The organism is Streptomyces platensis (genome assembly GCF_008704855.1).
GTDB classification, from domain to species: Bacteria; Actinomycetota; Actinomycetes; order Streptomycetales; family Streptomycetaceae; genus Streptomyces; species Streptomyces platensis.
Genome location: NZ_CP023691.1, coordinates 5,840,717 through 5,862,596, shown reverse-complemented (window position 1 = coordinate 5,862,596; position 21,880 = coordinate 5,840,717). Strand labels below are relative to the sequence as shown.

21 protein-coding genes and 1 riboswitch are annotated in these 21,880 nt (G+C 69.5%); of the genes, 13 read left to right on the top strand and 8 right to left on the bottom strand.

The genetic code is table 11. From position 1 onward, the window contains the following. Positions 1-11 precede the first annotated feature (11 nt). From CP981_RS26095 to CP981_RS26080, 4 genes are all read left to right on the top strand, one after another. Positions 12-272, top strand: coding sequence for a UBP-type zinc finger domain-containing protein (locus tag CP981_RS26095; protein WP_085922842.1), 261 nt, complete (start codon positions 12-14; stop codon positions 270-272). A 32-nt stretch (positions 273-304) separates the two neighbouring features. After that, the gene (locus tag CP981_RS26090) at positions 305-793 is read left to right on the top strand and encodes a GNAT family N-acetyltransferase (RefSeq protein WP_085922841.1); all 489 of its coding nucleotides are present in this window, start codon (positions 305-307) and stop codon (positions 791-793) included. A 288-nt stretch (positions 794-1,081) separates the two neighbouring features. Next, positions 1,082-1,495 (top strand): ATP-binding protein, encoded by a 414-nt coding sequence (locus CP981_RS26085; RefSeq protein ID WP_042148531.1) that lies wholly within the window; start codon positions 1,082-1,084, stop codon positions 1,493-1,495. Positions 1,496-1,538: 43 nt separating this feature from the next. Then, positions 1,539-2,498 carry an RNA polymerase sigma factor SigF gene (locus CP981_RS26080; RefSeq protein WP_085922840.1) on the top strand — a complete coding sequence of 320 codons (960 nt, stop codon included), beginning with the start codon at positions 1,539-1,541 and terminating at the stop codon, positions 2,496-2,498. A 102-nt stretch (positions 2,499-2,600) separates the two neighbouring features. Here CP981_RS26080 and CP981_RS26075 read toward each other — a convergent pair whose 3' ends face one another. Beyond that, complete coding sequence (locus tag CP981_RS26075; protein ID WP_085923008.1) at positions 2,601-3,071, bottom strand: hypothetical protein; 471 nt, start codon at positions 3,069-3,071, stop codon at positions 2,601-2,603. Between the two features lie 96 nt (positions 3,072-3,167). On the opposite strand from CP981_RS26075, the gene CP981_RS26070 reads away from it, so the two are divergent. Together CP981_RS26070 and CP981_RS26065 are read left to right on the top strand one after the other, a co-directional pair. Beyond that, complete coding sequence (locus tag CP981_RS26070) at positions 3,168-4,151, top strand: diacylglycerol/lipid kinase family protein (RefSeq protein WP_085922839.1); 984 nt, start codon at positions 3,168-3,170, stop codon at positions 4,149-4,151. A gap of 320 nt (positions 4,152-4,471) precedes the next feature. After that, positions 4,472-4,729 carry a WhiB family transcriptional regulator gene (locus tag CP981_RS26065; RefSeq protein ID WP_003983230.1) on the top strand — a complete coding sequence of 86 codons (258 nt, stop codon included), beginning with the start codon at positions 4,472-4,474 and terminating at the stop codon, positions 4,727-4,729. Between the two features lie 176 nt (positions 4,730-4,905). Here the strand turns inward: CP981_RS26065 and CP981_RS26060 are convergent, their stop codons facing one another. Both CP981_RS26060 and CP981_RS26055 read right to left on the bottom strand, forming a co-directional pair. Continuing rightward, on the bottom strand, positions 4,906-6,378 hold the full coding sequence (locus tag CP981_RS26060) for a sensor histidine kinase (protein WP_085922838.1): 1,473 nt from the start codon (positions 6,376-6,378) through the stop codon (positions 4,906-4,908). Positions 6,379-6,705: 327 nt separating this feature from the next. Beyond that, positions 6,706-7,335, bottom strand: coding sequence for a TetR/AcrR family transcriptional regulator (locus tag CP981_RS26055; protein WP_085922837.1), 630 nt, complete (start codon positions 7,333-7,335; stop codon positions 6,706-6,708). Between the two features lie 161 nt (positions 7,336-7,496). On the opposite strand from CP981_RS26055, the gene CP981_RS26050 reads away from it, so the two are divergent. Then, complete coding sequence (locus tag CP981_RS26050; protein ID WP_085922836.1) at positions 7,497-8,270, top strand: SDR family oxidoreductase; 774 nt, start codon at positions 7,497-7,499, stop codon at positions 8,268-8,270. Between the two features lie 178 nt (positions 8,271-8,448). Then, positions 8,449-9,231, top strand: a complete 783-nt coding sequence (gene nagB, locus CP981_RS26045) for a glucosamine-6-phosphate deaminase (RefSeq protein ID WP_085922835.1) — start codon at positions 8,449-8,451, stop codon at positions 9,229-9,231. A 104-nt stretch (positions 9,232-9,335) separates the two neighbouring features. Here the strand turns inward: nagB and CP981_RS26040 are convergent, their stop codons facing one another. From CP981_RS26040 to CP981_RS26025, 4 genes are all read right to left on the bottom strand, one after another. Further along, positions 9,336-10,886: a glycoside hydrolase family 3 protein gene (locus CP981_RS26040; protein WP_085922834.1), complete on the bottom strand. Its 1,551-nt coding sequence runs from the start codon at positions 10,884-10,886 to the stop codon at positions 9,336-9,338. Between the two features lie 8 nt (positions 10,887-10,894). Next, entirely contained in the window at positions 10,895-11,725 is an 831-nt protein-coding gene (locus tag CP981_RS26035; RefSeq protein WP_085922833.1) for a carbohydrate ABC transporter permease, read from the bottom strand. Then, on the bottom strand, positions 11,722-12,714 hold the full coding sequence (locus CP981_RS26030; RefSeq protein ID WP_085922832.1) for a carbohydrate ABC transporter permease: 993 nt from the start codon (positions 12,712-12,714) through the stop codon (positions 11,722-11,724). The genes CP981_RS26035 and CP981_RS26030 overlap by 4 nt, the downstream gene beginning before the upstream one ends. Positions 12,715-12,839: 125 nt before the next feature. Continuing rightward, complete coding sequence (locus CP981_RS26025) at positions 12,840-14,108, bottom strand: extracellular solute-binding protein (RefSeq protein ID WP_085922831.1); 1,269 nt, start codon at positions 14,106-14,108, stop codon at positions 12,840-12,842. 244 nt (positions 14,109-14,352) lie between these two features. On the opposite strand from CP981_RS26025, the gene CP981_RS26020 reads away from it, so the two are divergent. The 3 genes from CP981_RS26020 (at position 14,353) to mctP (ending at position 17,233) form a co-directional block, all read left to right on the top strand. Further along, the gene (locus CP981_RS26020) at positions 14,353-15,111 is read left to right on the top strand and encodes a GntR family transcriptional regulator (protein WP_085922830.1); all 759 of its coding nucleotides are present in this window, start codon (positions 14,353-14,355) and stop codon (positions 15,109-15,111) included. A 197-nt stretch (positions 15,112-15,308) separates the two neighbouring features. After that, positions 15,309-15,569: a DUF3311 domain-containing protein gene (locus tag CP981_RS26015; protein WP_085922829.1), complete on the top strand. Its 261-nt coding sequence runs from the start codon at positions 15,309-15,311 to the stop codon at positions 15,567-15,569. Then, entirely contained in the window at positions 15,566-17,233 is a 1,668-nt protein-coding gene (gene mctP, locus CP981_RS26010) for a monocarboxylate uptake permease MctP (RefSeq protein WP_208852980.1), read from the top strand. The genes CP981_RS26015 and mctP overlap by 4 nt, the downstream gene beginning before the upstream one ends. Positions 17,234-17,300: 67 nt before the next feature. Here the strand turns inward: mctP and CP981_RS26005 are convergent, their stop codons facing one another. Further along, positions 17,301-17,888 (bottom strand): Uma2 family endonuclease, encoded by a 588-nt coding sequence (locus CP981_RS26005; protein ID WP_085922828.1) that lies wholly within the window; start codon positions 17,886-17,888, stop codon positions 17,301-17,303. A 128-nt stretch (positions 17,889-18,016) separates the two neighbouring features. Beyond that, positions 18,017-18,169: riboswitch (cobalamin riboswitch) on the top strand. Positions 18,170-18,328: 159 nt separating this feature from the next. Between CP981_RS26005 and CP981_RS26000 the strand changes: the two genes are divergently transcribed. Both CP981_RS26000 and CP981_RS25995 read left to right on the top strand, forming a co-directional pair. Next, the gene (locus CP981_RS26000) at positions 18,329-20,761 is read left to right on the top strand and encodes a ribonucleoside-diphosphate reductase subunit alpha (RefSeq protein WP_085922827.1); all 2,433 of its coding nucleotides are present in this window, start codon (positions 18,329-18,331) and stop codon (positions 20,759-20,761) included. Next, a complete protein-coding gene (locus tag CP981_RS25995) occupies positions 20,761-21,816 on the top strand; it encodes a ribonucleotide-diphosphate reductase subunit beta (protein WP_085922826.1) in 1,056 nt (351 codons plus the stop codon). The genes CP981_RS26000 and CP981_RS25995 overlap by 1 nt, the downstream gene beginning before the upstream one ends. Positions 21,817-21,880: the final 64 nt, after the last annotated feature.

The following is a 21,880-nucleotide window of genomic DNA, read 5'->3' as shown; positions in this document are numbered from 1 at the left end:
ACCTGGCCATCATGAGCGAGTGCACCCACGTTGCCGAATTGCCGCGCCCCGAACCGGCACCGCAGAGCGCCACCTGCCTGGAGTGCCTGGCCGTCGGCAGCCACCCCGTACAACTGCGGCTGTGCCTGGCCTGCGGCCATGTCGGCTGCTGCGACTCCTCGCCGTTCCGGCACGCGACCAGGCACTTCGAGGAGACCGGCCATCCGGTGATGCGGACGTTCGAACCGGGTGACTCCTGGCGCTGGTGCTTCACCGACCAGAAACTGGTGTGAAGCGATCACCGGCGTCCGTTTAACCTTCACACATGATCCGCGAAGCGACACCCGGCGATGTCCCCGTCATCCTGGCCATGATCGGCGAGCTGGCCGCGTATGAGCGCGCCCCCGAGGCCGCGCAGGCCACCGAGGCACAGCTGAAGGAGGCCCTCTTCGGCCCGCAGCCGGCCGCCTTCGCACTGATCGCGGAGGACGGCGACGCCCCGGTGGGCTTTGCCCTGTGGTTCCGGAACTTCTCGACGTGGACGGGCACGCACGGTGTCTATCTGGAGGACCTGTACGTCCGCCCCGAAGCGCGCGGCGGCGGACACGGCAAGGCCCTCCTTGCGGCCCTCGCGGAGATCTGTGTGGCCCGCGGCTATGAGCGTTTCGAGTGGTCAGTCCTGGATTGGAATGAACCGTCCATCGGTTTTTACCGGTCGATCGGTGCACAGCCCATGGACGAATGGACGGTCTTCCGGCTCACTGGAAAGGCACTGCACCACCTTGCGGACGCTTCACGCGCCAACGGAGCGTAATCGGTATCGATTTGACGGTGCACACCTCTAGCCACTGTCCGTACCCGTGGCTTTACAATCAGTGACAGTAGGAGTGCCGGGCGACCCGGGGCCGGATCACCGGACGGCAGTGGTGCTCCTTCCGGGCGACACCGGCCCACAGATCGCGATAGCGTCACAGCCGAACCATGTGTCGCGCCGAATCGTTCTCCTTTCGTCCGAGGGGAGAAAAGTCCGGCGCGAATATCCCGAACAACGCGAATATCGCGCATTCCAGCTCAACCAGCTTGTGCCACCTTGGAGGTGAGGGTGTCCCAGATCGCAGGCGAGCCCGGGACTCAGGACTTCGTGGAAGTCCGTCTGCCCGCTGCGGGTGCCTACCTGTCCGTGCTGCGTACGGCCACGGCCGGCCTCGCAGCCCGCTTGGACTTCACCCTCGACGAGATCGAGGATCTGCGTATCGCGGTCGACGAGGCCTGCGCGATCCTCCTGCAACAGGCCGTCCCCGGCAGTGTGCTGAGCTGCGTCTTCCGCCTCATCGATGACGCACTTCAGGTCACCGTGTCGGCCCCGACGACCGACGGCCGCGCCCCGGAGCGCGACACCTTCGCCTGGACGGTGCTCTCCGCACTCGCCGGCAAGGTCGATTCCACCGTCTCCGAGGACCAAACGGTCACCATCAGTCTGTACAAGGAGCGCGGCGCCGGTCCCGGACCGTCATGACCGAACAGGGGGCCCCGTGAAAGATCTCGAACGCGGCGGGAGGATGGCGACCGGTGCGACCATCCCCGAGCAGCAGGCCCGGCCGCATCCGGTGGGCGTAGACGACCACGGCGGCCGGTTGGACGCGGCGGAGCAGGCAGAGCGGGCGGACCACATGGAGCAGAGCGAGCAGCCGGGGCAGCAGGCGCAGCAGCACGATGCGCCGGCCCCCGACGACAAGCAGCAGGAGCAGCAGCATTCCCAGGAGCCGCAGGACCGCAGCGGCGCCCGGGCGATGTTCTATGAGCTGCGCAAGCTGCCCGACGGCTCCCCGGAGCGTGCGGAGCTGCGCAACACCCTCGTTCGTATGCACCTCCCGCTCGTCGAGCATCTGGCCCGGCGGTTCCGTAACCGCGGCGAGCCGCTGGACGATCTGACCCAGGTCGCCACCATCGGTCTGATCAAGTCCGTCGACCGCTTCGACCCGGAGCGCGGCGTGGAGTTCTCCACGTACGCCACCCCCACCGTCGTCGGCGAGATCAAGCGGCACTTCCGCGACAAGGGCTGGGCGGTCCGCGTCCCGCGTCGCCTCCAGGAGCTGCGGCTGTCGCTGACCACCGCGACCGCCGAGCTGTCCCAGCGGCACGGCCGGGCGCCCACGGTCCATGAGCTGGCCGAGCATCTGGCGATCTCCGAGGAGGAGGTCCTGGAGGGCCTGGAGTCCGCCAACGCCTACAGCACTCTCTCCCTGGACGTCCCGGACACGGACGACGAGTCCCCGGCGGTCGCCGACACCCTCGGTGCCGAGGACGAGGCGCTGGAGGGCGTGGAGTATCGCGAGTCCCTCAAACCGCTGCTGGAAGATCTCCCGCCGCGGGAGAAGAAGATCCTGCTGCTGCGCTTCTTCGGCAACATGACCCAGTCGCAGATCGCCCAGGAGGTCGGCATCTCCCAGATGCACGTCTCCCGCCTCCTGGCCCGCACCCTGGCCCAGCTCCGCGACAAGCTCCTCGTCGAGGAGTGAACGGCGCACACATGCGGTGGGCGGGGCCTTCGAAGGCCCCGCCCACCGTGCGTTCCAGGGGTCTGCCGGGCCTGAGCCCGGAGCGAGCGCCCCGCACTCCCCTCAGGGCGTCTCGCGCGGCCCGATACCCAGCGCCTCGGTGGCCGTCGGGTTGACCAGCAGCACGAGCACGACCAGCGCGGCCACGGCCAGTCCGATGCCGGCCGCGATGAGCGCACCGCCGCCGTTGACCAGCGTCCAGGCCACCGGCAGCGCCACGATCTGGGTGATCAGCGAGGGGCCCCGGCTCCAGCGGCGGCGCAGCCACAGCCCCCGGGCGGCCACCAGCGGCAGCACGGCGAGCGCCAGGACGGTGAGCCCGCCCATCTCCGCCTGCTGCGCACTGTCCGGCGAACCGGCGAGCCCCATGATCAGCATGTAACCGCCGAGCGCGGCCAGGGCGAGCCCCTCGACCGCGGTGAGCGCCGCCGCGGCGCTCAGCCGGGCAGGTCGCGGGCCGGTCGGCGCGGTGGACGCGGCCGCGGCGGGGGCGGAGGCGGCTCGGGACGCGGACTGCTTCTGCTGACTGCTCACCCCAGCAGGGTAGCGCCGGCCGTCGTGGCCTCCGGGGATGCCCCGGAGCCGGACGGGGGCGTGAGGCGGTACCCGCAGGTAGGTACGCTGCTGCATATGCGCGCACTTCTCGTGGTCAATCCCGCAGCAACCACCACCAGTGCCCGCACCCGTGAGGTGTTGACCCACGCACTCGCCAGCGACCTCAAGCTGGAGGTCGCACAGACGCAGTACCGCGGGCACGCCCGTGACCTCGCCCAGCAGGCCACCGAGGGCGGCGAGACCGACCTGGTCGTGGCACTCGGCGGCGACGGCACGGTCAACGAGGTCGTCAACGGTCTGCTGGCCAACGGCCCCGACCCCGACTCGCACCCCCGTCTCGCGGTCGTCCCCGGCGGCTCCACCAATGTCTTCGCCCGCGCGCTCGGGCTCCCCAATGACGTCGTGGAGGCCACCGGCGCCCTGCTGGACGCGCTGCGCGACGGCAGCGAGCGGACGATCGGCCTCGGACTGGCCGCGGGCACCCCGGGCAGCGAGGACGAGGGCGTACCGGAGCGCTGGTTCACCTTCTGCGCGGGCTTCGGTTTCGACGCCGGCGTCGTGGGCCGGGTCGAGCAGCAGCGTGAACGCGGCAAGCGTTCGACCCACGCCCTGTACGTGCGACAGGTCGTACGGCAGTTCCTGGGCGAGGCGAACCGCCGGCGGGGGGTCCTCACCCTCGAACGCCCGGGCGGGAAGGAGGGCGCCACGGAGACCGTCGAGAACCTGGCGCTGGCCATAATCTGCAACACCGCCCCGTGGTCCTACCTGGGCAACCGGCCGATCTATCCGTCCCCGGACGCCTCGTTCGACACGGCCCTGGATCTGTTCGCACTGAGCAAGCTCTCACCGTCCGCGGTGGCCCGTTATGCGACCCAGCTGCTGACGTCAACACCGCAGCGCGGGCCCCACGGCAAACACGCCCTCTCACTTCACGACCTCACGAACTTCACCTTGCATTCGCAGGTCCCCCTGCCCTTCCAGATGGACGGTGACCACCTGGGACTGCGTACGAGTGTGACGTTCACAGGCGTACGCCGTGCACTGCGTGTGATTGTGTGAGCAGTAGGGCCCAAAGTCCTTTCACTCGAACGTTTAGACTGGTTTCCACCCCCTGGAATGACGGCTGTGAGCTAGGCGACACCAAGGATTCAAAAAAAAGTTTCCGGAAGGGGTTGTATCCGTCGCCGAGGTTTGCGAGTCTCTTCATGGCGATCGGGACGGCCGCTTTACCGGCCCCCTTGAGAGCCCGAATCCTCCTCCTCATTCCACAGGACCGCGCCAGTTCACGACTGGATTTCGGCCCTTCCCTTGTGGAGGGATTCGTGAAAGCGTTCACATTCACAAGCAACGATCCCGTCATACGAGGAGATGGAGCAGCCATGGACTGGCGTCACCGCGCCGTTTGCCGCGAGGAAGACCCCGAGCTCTTCTTCCCCATCGGCAACACCGGTCCTGCGCTGCTGCAGATCGAGGAAGCCAAGGCCGTCTGCCGCCGCTGCCCCGTCATGGAGCAGTGCCTGCAGTGGGCGCTCGAGTCCGGCCAGGACTCCGGCGTCTGGGGTGGTCTGAGCGAGGACGAGCGCCGCGCGATGAAGCGCCGTGCAGCTCGCAACCGGGCGCGCAACGCCAGCGCCTGACCCAGCAGCCCCGTGGCCCCCGAGCCGCAGCGCGCAGTACACCCGATGCATTCCCGGCGCTGACACGCCCGGTCGTTATCGCATCGACACAGCTTTGAGCCCCGGACCGCATGGTCCGGGGCTTCCTGCTGTTCAGGGCCGGGGCGGGCGCGGCCGCCCGTCGCCGGCCCCGGCTCTCAGTGCTGCTTCTCGGCGCGCACCGGGACGTCGAGGATGACCTGCGTACCACGCTCGGGCGCCCGCACCATGTCGAACTTTCCGCCCAACTCCCCCTCCACCAGGGTCCGTACGATCTGGAGCCCCAGGTTTCCGGCGCGATGCGGATCGAAACCCTCGGGCAGCCCGCGGCCGTTGTCCTGGACGGTGACCAGCAGCCGCGGCTCGGTACGGCTGCCGCCGCGCACCGCGCCGACCTCGACCACGCCCCGCTCCACCTGGTCGAAGGCGTGCTCCAGGGCGTTCTGCAGCACCTCGGTGAGCACCATCGACAGCGGGGTGGCCACCTCGGCGTCCAGGATGCCGAAGCGTCCGGTGCGGCGGGTGGTCACCTTGCCCGGGGAGATCTCCGCGACCATGGCCAGCACCCGGTCCGCGATCTCGTCGAACTCGACCCGTTCGTCGAGGGTCTGGGACAGCGTCTCGTGCACGATCGCGATCGAACCGACCCTGCGTACAGCCTCGTTGAGTGCCTCGCGGCCCTGTTCGGAATCCATCCGGCGGGACTGTAGGCGCAGCAGCGCGGCGACCGTCTGGAGATTGTTCTTCACCCGGTGGTGGATTTCCCGGATGGTGGCGTCCTTGGTGATCAGCTCCCGCTCGCGACGTCTCAGTTCGGTCACATCGCGCAGCAGGACCAGTGAACCGATGTGCGTCCCCTTGGGCTTGAGGGGAATGGCGCGCAATTGAATGACGCCTTCGTCACCTTCGACCTCGAATTCCCTGGGGGCCCAGCCGCTGGCGAGCTTGACCAGTGCCTCGTCCACCGGGCCCCGGGCGGGCGCCAGTTCTGCGGTGGTCTGGCCCAGGTGATGGCCCACGAGGTCGGCGGCGAGACCGAGCCGGTGGTAGGCGGAGAGGGCATTGGGGCTGGCGTACTGGACGATGCCTTCCGCGTCGAGCCGGATCAGTCCGTCGCCGGCACGCGGCGAGGCATCCATGTCGACCTGCTGGCCGGGGAAGGGAAACGTTCCGGCAGCGATCATCTGGGCGAGGTCGGAGGCGCTCTGGAGGTAGGTGAGCTCCAGCCGGCTGGGGGTGCGAACGGTCAGCAGATTGGTGTTGCGGGCGATCACCCCGAGCACCCGGCCCTCGCGGCGCACCGGGATGGACTCGACCCGTACCGGGACCTCCTCCCGCCACTCCGGGTCGCCCTCGCGCACGATGCGGCCCTCGTCCAGGGCCGAGTCCAGCATCGGGCGGCGGCCCCGGGGAACGAGATGGCCGACCATGTCGTCCTGGTAGGAGGTGGGACCCGTATTGGGCCGCATCTGGGCCACCGATACATAGCGCGTGCCGTCCAGGGTGGGCACCCACAGCACGAGATCGGCGAAGGAGAGGTCGGAGAGCAGCTGCCACTCCGAGACCAGCAGATGGAGCCACTCGAGGTCGGTGTCGCTCAGAGCGGTGTGCTGGCGTACGAGATCGTTCATGGAGGGCACGTCTTGGAGCCTACCGGCGTACGGTGTATGTGTTGTATCTGCACGGGCATGGACAAGTAAGAATGGTCTAGTCCAGAATTCAGCAAAGGCCTCCGCCCTCCCCGCACAGGAGAGCGGAACGAGGCCGAAGGCGCTCTCTGCCCTGACTGCGCCGAGGCCTCCGATCGACCGGTCCCAGGACGGGATGCACCCCTACCGCACACAGGGGCGCCGCTCGCCCACCAAGCGGGGTCGGCCGATGTCAGCTCCGGGCTGCGGTGCCGGACAGGTTGAGGGTCCTGTCCCGGCGCCGCGGCCCGCGGGTGCTTCCGGGGGTCTTCAGCGGACCTCGCCGCCCGCCTTCCGCGGCCACGCCTTGAGCGCCAGCTCGGCGATCGCCTCCAGCTCCGTCCGCTCCGCGCCGTCGCGCGCCTGCTGGGACATGCCCTGGATGACGGCGCCGGTGTAGGCGGCCAGCGCGGCGGCGTCCGTATCAGGGGGCAGCTCGCCGGAGGCGATGTCCGCACGGATGGCGCCGGCGATCTCCCGGACGTTCGAGAGCCTCATCTCCCGCAGGGAGTCGGCGACTTCGGCCGAGGCGGGCGAGATGTTCAGGGCGGCGCTGATGACCAGGCAGCCGCGGGGGCGGCCGGGCAGGGTGTATTCGGCCGCGGCCTCGCGCAGGGCCCGTTCGACGCCCCGGCGCGCGGTCGGTTCCTCGGCCACGGCTCGGGAGAGGAAGCCTCCGTAGAGCCGCCCGTACTCGGCCACGACCTCGCCGAACAGGGCACGCTTGTCGCCGAAGGCGGCGTAGAGGCTGGGGGCGCTGATGCCCATGGCGCGGGTGAGGTCGGAGATCGAGGTGGCCTCGTAGCCCCGCTCCCAGAAGGACCGGACCGCCTGCTCCAGGGCCGTCTCGCGGTCGAAGGACCGGGGCCGCCCGCGCTGCTTCGTCTCCTTGGTCGCCATGGAAAGAATTTTATAGCGGTCGGTACGGAACGCGTGCTACGGTTTTTCTGTAACGAGCGATATAGAAAGCGCTCGATGCGGGGGCGCGTGCGTCGGTGCACGTCGGCGCGCATCCGCATACGTCCGGGGACATCCGCACAGGGATCGGGGAGGGGCACTGCATGAGTGCACTCAGCGGCAAGACGGCACTGGTGACCGGCGGCAGCAGGGGGATCGGCCGGGCCGTCTCGGAACGGCTCGCCAGGGAGGGTGCGCGGGTCGGCGTGCATTACGGCCGGGACGCGACCGCGGCCAAGGAGACGGTCTCGGCGATCGAGGCCACCGGGGGTCAGGCCTTCGCGCTCCAGGCCGAGCTGGGGGTGCCGGGGGATGCCGAAGCGCTGTGGGCCGCGTTCGACGCGCAGGCCGAGGGGCTGGACATCCTGGTCAACAACGCCGGGATCAACAAGGCCGTCGACGGCACCCTGAAGCGGATCGACGCGGTGACGGCGGAGGACTTCGATGCCCTCTTCGCGGTCAACACCAAGGCGCCGTTCTTCATCACCCAGCAGGCACTGCCCCGGCTGCGGGACGGCGGGCGGATCATCAACATCTCGACCGGTCTGACGCGGGGCGCGGCCAAGCCCGAGCTGATCGCGTACGCCATGACCAAGGGCGCGATCGACGTCTTCACCTCGACGCTCGCCAAGGACCTGGGCCCGCGCGGGATCACGGTCAACGCGGTGGCGCCCGGCCCGGTGAACACCGACATGAATGCCGGATGGCTGCGCGGCGAGGCCAATGCCGCGGCGCGGCAGCAGGTCAGCGGGATATCCCCGCTGGGCCGGGTCGCGGACGCCACCGACATCGGCGACATCGTGGCCTTCCTCGCCTCGGACGACAGCCGCTGGGTGACGGGGCAGTGGATCGACGCGACGGGCGGGGCGCTGCTCTGACGGAGTGCCGTACGGCGGGACGGGCTGCCGGTGCGGGCCGCCGGCAGCCCGCACCACAGGCGTGCCGGACGCCCGGAAACTTGACCGGCCGTTCGGATGTGGCGACGGGTTCCGGGGGTCACCCTCTGCTAGATTGGTCTATACCACATGGATCATTCTCCAGAACGGCAGGCCAAGCGTGGAAGTTGTCATCGTTCCGGATGCCGTGGCGGGCGGCGAGCTGATCGCGGAGGCCATCGCCACCCTGGTGCGCCGTAAGCCCGACGCACTGCTCGGTGTGGCCACCGGCTCCACCCCCTTGCCCATCTACGAGGCGCTGGCGGCGAAGGTCCGGGCCGGCGACGTGGACGCCTCGCGGGCGCGCATCTGCCAGCTCGACGAGTACGTCGGACTGCCGGCCGGGCACCCCGAGTCCTACCGTTCGGTGGTCCTGCGCGAGGTGATCGAACCGCTCGGTCTCGCCGAGGAGTCCTTCATGGGCCCCGATGGTGCGGCCGAGGATGTGCAGGGCGCCTGCGAGGCGTACGACCATGCGCTGCGCGAGGCGGGCGGGGTGGACCTCCAGCTGCTCGGTATCGGCACGGACGGGCACATCGGCTTCAACGAGCCCTGCTCATCGCTTGCTTCGCGTACCCGCATCAAGACGCTGACCCGGCAGACCCGGGAGGACAACGCCCGGTTCTTCGACAGCCTCGACGAGGTGCCGCACCACGTCATCACCCAAGGCATCGGCACCATCCTGGAGGCCCGCCATCTGGTGCTGCTCGCCACCGGCGAGGGCAAGGCCGACGCGGTGGCCCATGCCGTGGAGGGCCCGGTCGCCGCGCTGGTCCCGGCCTCGGCGCTTCAGCTCCACCCGCATGTGACGGTCGTCGTGGACGAGGCCGCGGCCGCCAAGCTGAAGCTCGCGGACTACTTCCGCGCCACGTATGCGGCGAAGCCGGAGTGGCAGGGCCTGTAGGCGCTGCCGGGGGGCCAGGGGCAGGGGACCGCAACCGTGCCCCCGGGGGCTCGACGGTCTCCGCGGCGCCCTCGGTCCGCCCGGACGGGAGCCGGTGCGCCTGATCAGTCGTCGGGCGACGGCCTCCGGCCCGTGAGGGCCTCGGCCGCGGCCTGGGCGCAGACTCGGGCCGCGCCGTGGGTGGCGAGGTGGAGGGCGCCTTGGGGTGGGGCCTGGGGGACGCCCATTTCGACGACGGCGGTGTCGGGGCGGGCGGCGAGGAGGGCGTCGAGCGCGTCGGCCATCCAGGGGTGGCGGTGCACATCGCGGACCACGGCGACGAGGCGGCGGCCGGCGGCCGCCGTGAGCAGGCCGTCGACCAAGGCGGCGGTACCGGCCGCGGCGGCGGCTTCGGCGGTGCAGGTGGCGGTCTGGGTGCCGGGGAGCAGGCTGGCCAGTTCGACGGCGACGCCCCAGGGGGTCTCGTCACCCACGGCGATGTTGGCGAGGGGGGTGAAGGCGGCGACGTGGACGGGCTCGGCCAGGGGCCGGTACGGGCCGGTGGCGGTGACGCGCAGGGCGCGCCGGGCAGCGGTGAGGCCGATACCGGGGGCGGGCGCGGCCCCCTCCCCCGTGCCCGTGCGCCGGGCCCGGCCGGCCAGGGCGCGCACCCGTGCCGCGGCCTCGGCGAGCCGCTGTTCCGGCAGTTCGCCCTCGCGCACCGCCCGCACCAGGGCGTCCCGCAGCCGCAGCACGATGCCCTCGTCCGCCAGCCCGCCGCCCACACAGATGGCGTCGGCACCGGCCGCCAGGGCGAGCACGCTGCCGCGCTCGATGCCGTAGGTGGCGGAGATGGCCTGCATCTCCATCCCGTCGGTGACGATCAGCCCGTCGAAGCCGAGACCGCCCTCGGCTTCGGGAGCCCGCAGCAGACCGTGCAGCGCGGCCGGGCTGAGGGTGGCCGGGTGCTCGGCGTCCAGCGCGGGCAGCAGGATGTGGGCGCTCATCACGGCCCGGGTGCCGGCGGCGACGGCGGCGCGGAACGGCACCAGTTCGCGTTCCTGGAGGGTGGGCAGACCGGCGGCGATACGCGGCAGATCGTGGTGCGAGTCGACGGCGGTGTCGCCGTGGCCGGGGAAGTGCTTGGTGCACGCGGCGACGCCGGCGGACTGGAGGCCCTCGACGTAGGCGGCGGTGTGCCGGGCGACCAGCTGCGGATCGGCGCCGAAGGAGCGGACGCCGATGACCGGGTTGGCGGGGTTGGAGTTGACGTCGGCGGAAGGGGCCCAGTTGAGGTTGATACCGCAGTCGGCCAGCCGGCGGCCGAGTTCGCGGGCGACCGCGCGGGTCAGCTCGGTGTCGTCGACGGCGCCGAGCGCATGGTTGCCGGGGAAGGAGGAGCCGCCGCGCACTTCGAGGCGGGTGACATCGCCGCCCTCCTCGTCGATGGCGACGATCAGTTCCTCTCGTTCGGCGCGCAGCCGGCCGGTGAGGGCGGCGAGTTGGGCCGGGTCGGCGACATTGCGGCCGAAGAGGCCGACCGAGACCAGCCCCTCGCCGAGCCGCCGCAGCAGCCAGTCGGGCGCGGTGGTGCCGGTGAAGCCGGGCTGGAGGACGGCGAGGGCATCGCGGGTGAGGGTGTCGGCGGAGCGTACGGAGCGTACGAGAGGCGTCATGAGCTGCGTTATCCCTTCACTGCGCCGGAGGTGAGACCGCCGACCGCCTTGCGTTGCAGGAACAGGAAGAGGACCAGGATCGGGACGGCGAAGATCGAGGCGGCGGCCATGGTGGCACCCCAGTCGTCCCCGAACTGGGTCTGGAACTGCGAGAGCCACAACGGCAGGGTGCCCATGGCCGGTTCCTTGTTGAGAACCAGCACCAGCGGGAATTCGTTCCAGGCGGTGATGAATCCGAAGAGCGAGGTGGCCATCAGGCCGGGCGCCAGCAGCGGGAAGACCACCTTGAGGAACGCCTGGCGGCGCGAGCAGCCGTCCACCATCGCGGACTCCTCCAGCTCCTTGGGCACCGCGGCGACATAGCCCCGGAGCGTCAGCAGGGTGAAGGGCAGCACCATCAGCAGGTAGAAGCAGGTGAGCGGCAGCAGGTTGTTGAGCAGGTCGGCGTCCCGGACGATCAGGTAGATGGAGATCACCATGACCTCCCAGGGAGCCATCTGGGCGACCATGAACGTCAACAGGATGCCCTTGCGGCCCCGGAAGCGCATCCGGGTCAGGGCGAACGCCCCGCAGAGGGCGATCACCAGCGACAGGCCGACGGCCAGGACGGTCACCAGGACCGAATTGCCCGCCAGGATCCAGAAGTCCGGGGCGTGCACGGCCGTCGCGAAGTGTTCGAGGGTGCCGTGGAGGGGGAACCACACGGGGTCCTCGGTGATGATGTCCCGGGTCGGCTTGAAGGCCGTGTTGAACATCCAGTAGACCGGGAAGAGGAAGCCGAGGGCGAGCACGGCCGCCGTGGCGTTCGGCCAGACCCGGCCGGCGAGAGAGTGCTTCACTGCTCGTTCTCCTCCTGCTGTTCCTGGGTGACCGTCAGCCGCAGGTAGTGCGCGGTCACGGCCAGCAGCACCACGATCGTCAGCAGGGAGATCGCGGCGCCCATGCCGAAGTGGAGGTTGCCGACGCCCTCGGTGAAGGCGTAGATCGGCAGTGTCTCGGTGAGCCGGTCGGGGCCGCCCTCGTTGATGGCGAAGATCTGCGGGAACGCCTTGAAGACCCAGATGACCTCCAGAAACGTCGTCGCGAGGAAGAACGGCTTGAGGAAGGGGAAGGTGACGGAGGTGAAGACCTTCCAGGTGCCGGCGCCGTCCATCCGGGCCGCTTCGTACAGCTCCCTGGGGATCGTCGTGGTGGCCGCGTAGAGGTTGAGGGCCACGAAGGGCAGCGACTGCCAGACGATCAGTACGGTGATGACGAAGAACGTCGACAGCTGGCTGCCGACCCAGTCGTAGTGGGCCATGCCGTGTTGGCCGAGCTTGTCGAGCAGCCAGTTGACGACGCCGTAGCGGGAGTCGAAGAGCCACTGGAAGACGGTGGTGGCGGCGATCACCGGCATCGCCCAGGCCAGCACCAGCGCGCCGGAGAGCACGAGGCGCATCGTGGTGCCGAGCCGCGCCAGCAGCAGGCCGATCAGCACCCCGAGGGCCATGATCAGGACGACATTGACCGCGGTGAAGACGAGGGTGCGGAGGGTGACCCGCCAGAACTGCTCGCTGCCCAGGATCTCCTGGTAGTTGCCGATTCCGCGCCAGTCGGTGAGGTGCTGGATCAGCTCCTTCATATTGAGGTTCTGGAAGGAGAGCAGCAGGTTGCGGACCATCGGCCAGCCCAGGAAGACCGCGGTCGCGAGCAGGGCCGGCAGCAGCAGGAGGTAGGGGGCGCCGCGCGCGGGCCGCCGGCTGCCTCCGCCGCGCCGGGTGGGCGGTGCGCCGCCCTTGCCGGTCCGCGGCGCGGTCCGGTCCACCGCGCCGTCGAGCTGCACTGCCATGGGCCCTGCTCCCCCTCGTATCCCGCGTATCCCGTCAGAACTCGGTGCGTTCGCGGCGCCCGGGTGCCGGCCGGGGGCGGCCGGCCGGCACCCGCCGCCCTGGTGGGCGCGCCCCCGGGCGTCCGTTACTGCTTGGCGAGCCGTGCGTTGATCTCGGGCTCGATGTCCTTGGCGGCATCGGCCGGGGACTTACCGCCCAGAACGGCCGTCATATAGCTCTTGATCGGGTTGGGAATGTTCTCCACCGCGGCCCACTGGGGAATCAGCGGTGTGGTGCCCCCGGACTTCTCCGCCGCGGGCGCGGCGGCCGCCACGGCCGGATTCTCCTGTGCGGCATCGGCCAGGTCAGGGGACTTCGGGGCCCAGCCGGATTCCTTCACCATCTGCCGGTCGTTCTGCTTCGAGAGGGCGACCTTCAGGAATTCCTTGGCGAGTTCCTGGTTCTTGCCCATTCCGGCGACGGCGAAGTTGGAGCCGCCGAGGAAAACGCCCTCCGGCTTGTCCTCGGTCTCGCCGGGGATGGTGAAGAAGCCGATGTCCTTCTTCATCTTCGGATTGGCCTTGAGGGCGGTGGCGGCCTCGTAGCCCATGGCGATGAGGGCGCCGGTACGCCCCTTGGCGAAGACCTCGGCCTGCTGCGGGGTCGCCTCGTCCTTGTTCTTGGGGGCGGTGCTGAAGGCCTGGTACTGCTTGTAGATGTCCATGGCCTTGGCGACCTTGGGGTCGCCGAGATTGGAGACCCACTTGCCGCCCTGCCGCTTCACCAGGTCGGCGCCGGTGCCGAGGGTCAGACCATCGAAGAAGTACCAGTTCTGGCCGGGGAGATACAGCGGCTCGGCGTCGGTCTTCTTCTTGATGGTGGCAAAGGCCTTGAAGAGCTCGCTGCGGGTCCGGGGAGTTCCCTTGAGCCCGGCCTCGGCCCAGATCTTCTTGTTGTACATCACCACCCGGTTTCCGGCGAACCACGGGAGCGCGTACTGCTTTCCGTCCACGAGCGACGCCTTGTTGAAGGCGTCATTCCAGTCGGCGCCGATCTCCTTCTTCAGATCGCCGACTTCGGCCAGGGCACCGGCCTTGGCATAGGCGGCGGTCTGGGTGTTGCCGATTTCGACGACGTCCGGCGGGGTGTCCTCGGAAAGGGCAGTGCTCAGCTTCTGCTGAATGCCGTTCCACTGCTGGACCTTGAACTCGACGGTGGCGCCGGTCTTCTTCTTGAACTGCGCGGATACCTGCTCGGTCCACTGCGCCGGATTCGAACCATTCATCACCCAGACGGTCAGCTTCTGGCCCTTGAAGCCGTCCGCACCCGTCTTCGTGCCGCCGCCGGACCCACAGGCAGTGACACCCACCAGCATTCCCGCGACCGCCGTCGCCGCCATGAGTCCACGCTTCATTGCGCTCTCCCCCCAAAGGCCGGGTGTGTGGTCTTTAATGGTTTAGACCAGTGCCCGCAGCTTGGCCTAGACCTTTAGGGGTGTCAAGGGTGTATAAGAGTCGCTGTCAGGTCCGTTACCGGACCGACATCCGGCGGGCCGGGGCCTGTAAGGGAGCGCGGGAAACCCACCCGTGCCACGATGTGAGCCGCTACGTACGGAGGCGCCGGTGACGGCAGCACGACAGGAGTCGGAGAGGCGGGTCATGGACACGGACGGGGGCAGCAGTACCGAGAGCGGCGGCACGCGGACCGCACGGGTGCCCAAGTACTACCGGCTCAAGCGGCACTTGCTGGAAATCACCGAGACCCTGCCGCCCGGCACCCCGGTCCCGCCCGAACGGACCCTCGCCGCGGAGTTCGACACCTCGCGCACGACGGTGCGTCAGGCCCTCCAGGAGCTGGTCGTCGAGGGCCGGCTGGAGCGCATCCAGGGCAAGGGCACCTTTGTCGCCAAGCCCAAGGTTTCCCAGGCCCTGCAACTGACCTCCTATACGGAGGACATGCGGGCCCAGGGCCTGGAGCCGACCTCCCAGCTGCTGGACATCGGCTATGTCACGGCGGACGACCGGCTCGCCGGACTGCTGGACATCGCCACCGGCGGCCGGGTGCTGCGCATCGAACGGCTGCGGCTGGCCAGCGGTGAGCCGATGGCCATCGAGACCACCCATCTGTCGGCGAAGCGCTTCCCCGCGCTGCGCCGGAACCTCGTCAAGTACACCTCCCTCTACACCGCGCTGGCCGAGGTGTACGACGTCCGGCTGGCGGAGGCCGAGGAGACCATCGAGACCTCCCTCGCCACCCCGCGCGAGGCCGGTCTGCTGGGCACGGATGTCGGACTGCCGATGCTGATGCTCTCCCGGCACTCGCTCGATGCGCAGGGGCAGCCGGTGGAGTGGGTGCGCTCGGTCTACCGCGGCGACCGCTACAAGTTCGTCGCCCGGCTGCGGCGCCCCACGGACTGACCCACGACCCGCGCCGGGCGGAGCGCGTTCCGCCCGGCCTTCCCGCTGCCCTGCCACGCCCGGAAGGGCAGCGGCGCAGGTCGCGGCCGGGTGGATTCTTGATACCGATATGCGGACAGCTAGTGACGCGTACCACTGCCCTGCCATAGATTTCCAGCCGATCGCACAGGAGACAGCCAGGGGACGGAGCCACGGTCATGACCCAGTCAGCCGCATCACCGGTTCGCAGACAGGTCGTCACGCCCACGCGTGTGGTGGCCGGGCTCTGCCTGATCGCTCCGTTCGTGGCGATGCTGTGGGTGAGCTCGTACGCCAAAATCGAGCCGACCCTCATCGGGATCCCGTTCTTCTACTGGTACCAGATGCTGTGGGTGCTGATCTCGACCGCGCTCACCATGCTCGCCTACAAGCTCGTGCAGCGTGAGCAGCGCGCCCGCAAGGGCGGTGCGGACCAGTGACTCCCACGAGCGCGCTCGCCGCTTCCCAGACCCAGGGCGTCAACGGCGTCGCCCTGGCCGTCTTCATCTTCTTCTTCCTGGCCGTGACGGTCATGGGCTTCCTGGCCGCCCGCTGGCGCAAGGCCGAGCAGTCCGCCAACCTCGACGAATGGGGGCTGGGCGGCCGCAGTTTCGGCACCTGGGTGACGTGGTTCCTGCTGGGCGGGGACCTCTACACCGCCTACACGTTCGTGGCCGTCCCGGCGGCGATCTACGCGGCGGGCGCGGCCGGATTCTTCGCCGTGCCGTACACGATCCTGGTCTACCCCCTCATCTTCACGTTCCTCCCCCGCCTGTGGTCGGTCTCGCACAAGCACGGCTACGTCACCACCTCCGACTTCGTCCGCGGCCGCTTCGGCTCCAAGGCCCTGTCGCTGGCCGTGGCGCTCACCGGCATCCTGGCCACGATGCCGTACATCGCCCTCCAACTGGTCGGCATCCAGGCCGTCCTGGACGTGATGGGCATCGGCGGCGGGGAGAACACCAACTGGTTCGTCAAGGACCTGCCGCTGCTGATCGCGTTCGCCGTGCTGGCCGCGTACACCTACTCCTCGGGGCTGCGGGCGCCGGCGCTGATCGCGTTCGTCAAGGACGGGCTGATCTACCTCGTCATCGTGGTGGCGATCATCTACATCCCGATCAAGCTGGGCGGCTTCGACTCGATCTTCGACTCGGCCGGCAAGGCGCTGGCCCAGCCCGGTGCCGTCCCCGGCAAGCCGCGCGGTGAGCTGGTCAGCGGCCCCAACGCCCAGTGGGCGTACGCCACCCTGGCGCTCGGCTCGGCGCTGGCGCTCTTCATGTATCCGCACTCGATCACCGCGACGCTGTCCTCGCGCAGCCGCAATGTGATCCGCCGCAACACCACCATCCTGCCGCTGTACTCCCTCATGCTGGGTCTGCTGGCGCTGCTCGGCTTCATGGCGATCAAGGCCGGCACGGACATCCAGGGCAACCCGCAGCTGGCCATCCCGCAGCTCTTCGAGGACATGTTCCCGAGCTGGTTCTCCGGCGTGGCGTTCGCCGCGATCGGTATCGGCGCGCTGGTGCCCGCGGCCATCATGTCGATCGCCGCGGCCAACCTCTTCACCCGCAACGTCTACAAGGACTTCCTCAAGCCGGACGCCACGCCCGAGCAGGAACACAAGGTCGCCAAGCTGGTCTCGCTGCTGGTGAAGGTCGGCGCGCTGGTCTTCGTCCTCACCATGGACAAGACCGTCGCGATCAACTTCCAGCTGCTGGGCGGCATCTGGATCCTCCAGACCATGCCGTCCCTGGTCGGCGGCCTCTTCACCCGCTGGTTCCACCGCTGGGCGCTGCTGGCCGGCTGGGCGGTCGGCATGCTCTACGGCACGCTCGCGGCCTACGGCGTCGCCAGCCCGACCCAGAAGCACTTCGGCGGCTCCAGCAAGGAGATCCCCGGTATCGGTGAGATCGGCTACATCGGTCTGACCGCCTTCGTCCTGAACGTCGTGGTCACCGTCGTCCTGACCTTCGCCCTCAAGGCCGCCAAGGCCCCCGAGGGCATCGACGAGACCAGCCCCGCCGACTACACGGCGGACGCCGGTGACACGGGCGTCGCCGCCGAACTGCCCCCCGCCACGGCGGAGGCACCGGCCGGGCACTGAGCCAAGCCCGCCACCGGGCCGTCGCATCCCTCCCGGGGACGCGGCGGCCCGTTGCTGTGCGGGCGGGTCAGTTCACCCAGTCCTTCAGCTGCTCGGTTTCGAGCGTGATGCCGACGGGGTCGGGGAGGTGCAGCGTTTTGCCGAACGGCACGGTGTGGACGGTCTCGTAGCGGCCGTCATCGGGTTCGCTGTGGACGACCATCCGGCACTCCTGGCGGTCGATCAACAGATAGAGCGGGATACCGGTCTTCGCGTACGCGAGGGGCTTCTCCACGCGGTCGCGCTGGTCGGTGTCCGAGTCGTGCGAGGTGACTTCGACGACCATGAGCACCGGGTCGGGGTCTGCCCATTCCCCCTGGCCCACAAAGGCGTCGCACGGCACGAGGGAGGCGTCCGGACGGAGGCGGCCCTTTCGGTAAGTCTCCGCCTTCAGGCCCTGGTTCGGATCGAGGAAGAGCTCCGGCCTGTGCTGCATGCAGATGCGAAGCAGCCACTGGATGATGCGTCCGTGATCCCCGTCCGGCGTCGCCTTGCTCTTGACCTTCCCGTCGATGAGTTCCAACCGCGCGCCTTCTTCCAGGCGGGCGAGTATCCGGGCGGCCTCTTCGAAATGCTCGGTCTCCATGATGTGCGGACGGTCGGCGAGCGCGGTCATGAGGCCTTCTCCTTCTTCCACGGGACGGAACAGGAACGCGCCTCCGACGATAGCCGAGGCCACTGACAGACACTGTGTGATCACTCACGACACACTAGATGTGGGGGTGCACTTGAGGGGCCACCCCCACATGTATGCTCGTCCTCGCTGTCGCCGCAGGGGAATCCGGTGGGAATCCGGAACTGTCCCGCAACGGTGTAGGAGCGCGCTCGGCCGGGCGGATACCGGCCCTGGGCGCGTGCCCGTGTAGTCCGAGGACCTGCCGACGGTACGTCCGCACCGCAAGGGGTGCGGTCGTCGATACGTCCGGGCCCCGAGGGTTGGGCCGGTGGACGCCGCGTGGTGTGCCCGCGCACCCCTGCCGTCACGGGGTGCCGCATGCTCGCGTGCGCCCGTCGCGCCCGCCCCTCCCGGCCCCGCCGAGTGAGGGAGAGCATCGCGTGACCATCGCGCCAACGGAGCCCGCGTCAGACGCCGAGGCCGTGCCGCCCGTGGTGGCCACGCCTCCCGGTACCGCCGACGGCGGTCCGGGCGAGGACGGGCCGGGTGTCGCCCTGCTGCGCACCCTGACCCAGCTGACCGAGGACCTGACCGCGACCGACCCCGGCAAGGTGGCCGCCGCCGCCCTGCGCGGCCGGCACGCCGGCTCCGACGAGGCCGAACTGCGGTCGCTGGCCACCGATGCCGCGGCCGGTCTGATCGGTGACGAGCCGCAGTACTCCAAGCTCGCGGCGCGGCTGCTCACCCTCGCGATCTCGGAGGAGGCGGCCGGACAGGGGGCGGTCGCCTTCTCCGCCTCCGTCGAGGTCGGCCACCGCGAGGGGCTGATCGCCGACGAGACCGCGGAGTTCGTCCGGGCGCACGCCGCCCGGCTGGACGCGCTGGTCGACCGGGCGCTGGCCGACGGCGCCGACGACCGCTTCGGGTACTTCGGTCTGCGCACCCTGCACTCGCGCTACCTGCTGCGGCACCCCACCACCCGTCAGGTCATCGAGACCCCGCAGCACTTCCTGCTGCGGGTGGCCTGCGGCCTCGCCGAGGACCACAGCGAGCGTGCGCTGGACGACGTGGCGGAGCTCTACCGCCTCACCAGCTCGCTGTCCTACCTGCCCTCCTCCCCCACCCTGTTCAACTCCGGCACCCGCCACCCGCAGATGTCGTCCTGCTATCTGCTGGACTCCCCGCTGGACGAGCTGGACTCGATCTACGACCGCTACCACCAGGTCGCCCGGCTCTCCAAGCACGCCGGCGGCATCGGCCTCTCGTACTCCCGCATCCGCGCCCGCGGTTCGCTGATCCGCGGCACCAACGGGCACTCCAACGGCATCGTGCCGTTCCTGCGCACCCTGGACGCCTCGGTCGCGGCCGTGAACCAGGGCGGCCGGCGCAAGGGCGCGGCCTGCGTCTATCTGGAGACCTGGCACGCGGACATCGAGGAGTTCCTGGAGCTGCGCGACAACACCGGTGAGGAGGCGCGCCGTACGCACAACCTGAACATCGCGCACTGGATCCCGGACGAGTTCATGCGCCGGGTGGAGGCGGACGCCGACTGGTCGCTGTTCTCGCCGTCGGACGCCCCGGAGCTGGTGGACCTGTGGGGCGACGAGTTCGACGCCGCCTACCGGAAGCTGGAGGCCGACGGCCGGGCGCTCAAGCAGATCCCGGCCCGGGTGCTGTACTCCCGCATGATGCGCACCCTGGCGCAGACCGGCAACGGCTGGATGACGTTCAAGGACGCCGCCAACCGCACCGCCAACCAGACCGCCGAGCCGGGCCAGGTCGTGCACTCGTCCAACCTGTGCACGGAGATCCTGGAGGTGACGAACGACGGGGAGACCGCGGTCTGCAACCTGGGGTCGGTCAACCTCGCCGCGCACCTGGGTGACCACGGTGAGATGGACTGGGAGCGGCTGGACGCGACCGTCCGCACGGCCGTCACCTTCCTCGACCGCGTGGTGGACATCAACTTCTACCCGACCGAGCAGGCCGGGACGTCCAACTCCCGCTGGCGCCCGGTGGGTCTGGGCCTGATGGGCCTCCAGGACGTCTTCTTCCGGTTGCGGCTGCCCTTCGACTCGCCCGAGGCGCAGGAGCTGTCGACCCGTATCTCCGAGCGGATCATGCTCGCCGCCTACGAGGCGTCCGCCGACCTCGCCGAGCGGCACGGGCCGCACCCGGCGTGGTCCGCGACCCGCACCGCCCGCGGCGTGTTGCACCCGGACCACTACCCGAACGCCGAGCCCCGCTGGGCGGACCGCTGGGCGGCGCTGCGCACCCGTATCGCCGCCACCGGGATGCGCAACTCGCTGCTGCTGGCCATCGCGCCGACCGCCACCATCGCCTCCATCGCGGGCGTGTACGAGTGCATCGAGCCGCAGGTCTCCAACCTCTTCAAGCGCGAGACGCTGTCCGGTGAGTTCCTCCAGGTCAACGCGTATCTGATCGAGGAGCTCAAGGCGCTGGGGCTGTGGGACGCGCGGACCCGGGACGCGCTGCGCGAGGCCAACGGCTCGGTGCAGGACGTCGAGTGGATCCCCGCGGAGATCCGGGCGCTGTACCGCACCGCCTGGGAGATCCCGCAGCGCGCGCTGATCGACATGGCCGCGGCCCGTACGCCGTACCTGGACCAGAGCCAGTCGCTGAACCTGTTCATGGCGTCCCCGACCATCGGCAAGCTCAGCTCGATGTACGCCTACGCCTGGAAGCGCGGCATCAAGACGACGTACTACCTGCGTTCGCGGCCGGCGACCCGGATCGCCCAGTCCGCCCGCGGTGGCGCCGCCGCGACCGCGCCCGTACCGCAGCAGGCCACCGACCCCGAGGCGGTCGCCTGCTCCCTGGAAAACCCCGAGTCCTGCGAGGCCTGCCAGTAATGACCACCGCACCGGAAACGAACGCCGCCGCGGCCCACACCGCCACCACCGGCACCAAGAACCTCCTGGACCCGGGCTTCGAGCTGACGCTGCGCCCCATGCGGTACCCGGAGTTCTACGACCGCTACCGCGACGCGATCAAGAACACCTGGACCGTGGAGGAGGTCGACCTCCACTCCGACGTCGCCGACCTCGCCAAGCTCTCGCCGGGCGAGCAGCACATGATCGGCCGGCTGGTGGCGTTCTTCGCGACCGGTGACTCGATCGTCTCCAACAACCTGGTGCTGACGCTCTACAAGCACATCAACTCCCCCGAGGCGCGGCTGTACCTGAGCCGTCAACTCTTCGAGGAGGCCGTGCACGTCCAGTTCTACTTGACGCTGCTGGACACCTACCTCCCCGACCCGGACGACCGCGCCGCCGCCTTCGCGGCCGTGGAGAACATCCCGTCCATCCGGGAGAAGGCCCAGTTCTGCTTCAAGTGGATGGACTCGGTCGAGAAGATCGACCGGCTGGAGTCCAAGGCCGACCGGCGCCGCTTCCTGCTCAACCTCATCTGCTTCGCGGCCTGCATCGAGGGGCTGTTCTTCTACGGCGCCTTCGCGTACGTGTACTGGTTCCGCTCGCGGGGCCTGCTGCACGGGCTGGCCACCGGCACCAACTGGGTCTTCCGCGACGAGTCCATGCACATGGAGTTCGCGTTCTCGGTGGTGGACACCGTCCGCGAGGAGGAGCCCGACCTCTTCGACGACAAGCTGGAGCAGCAGGTCACCGACATGCTCAAGGAGGCCGTCGAGGCGGAGCTCCAGTTCGGCCGCGATCTGTGCGGTGAGGGCCTGCCGGGCATGAACACCGCGTCGATGCGCGAGTATCTCCAGTGCGTCGCGGACCAGCGGCTCCAGCGGCTCGGCTTCGCGCCCGTCTACGGCTCGGAGAACCCGTTCTCCTTCATGGAGCTTCAGAACGTCCAGGAACTGACCAACTTCTTCGAGCGCCGGGCCTCCGCCTACCAGGTCGCCGTCGAGGGGTCGGTCTCCTTCGACGACGACTTCTAGTCCGGTAGTCCGGCAATCCAGGCGAAGGGGCCTGCCCGCGGCGCGATGCCGTGGGCGGGCCCCT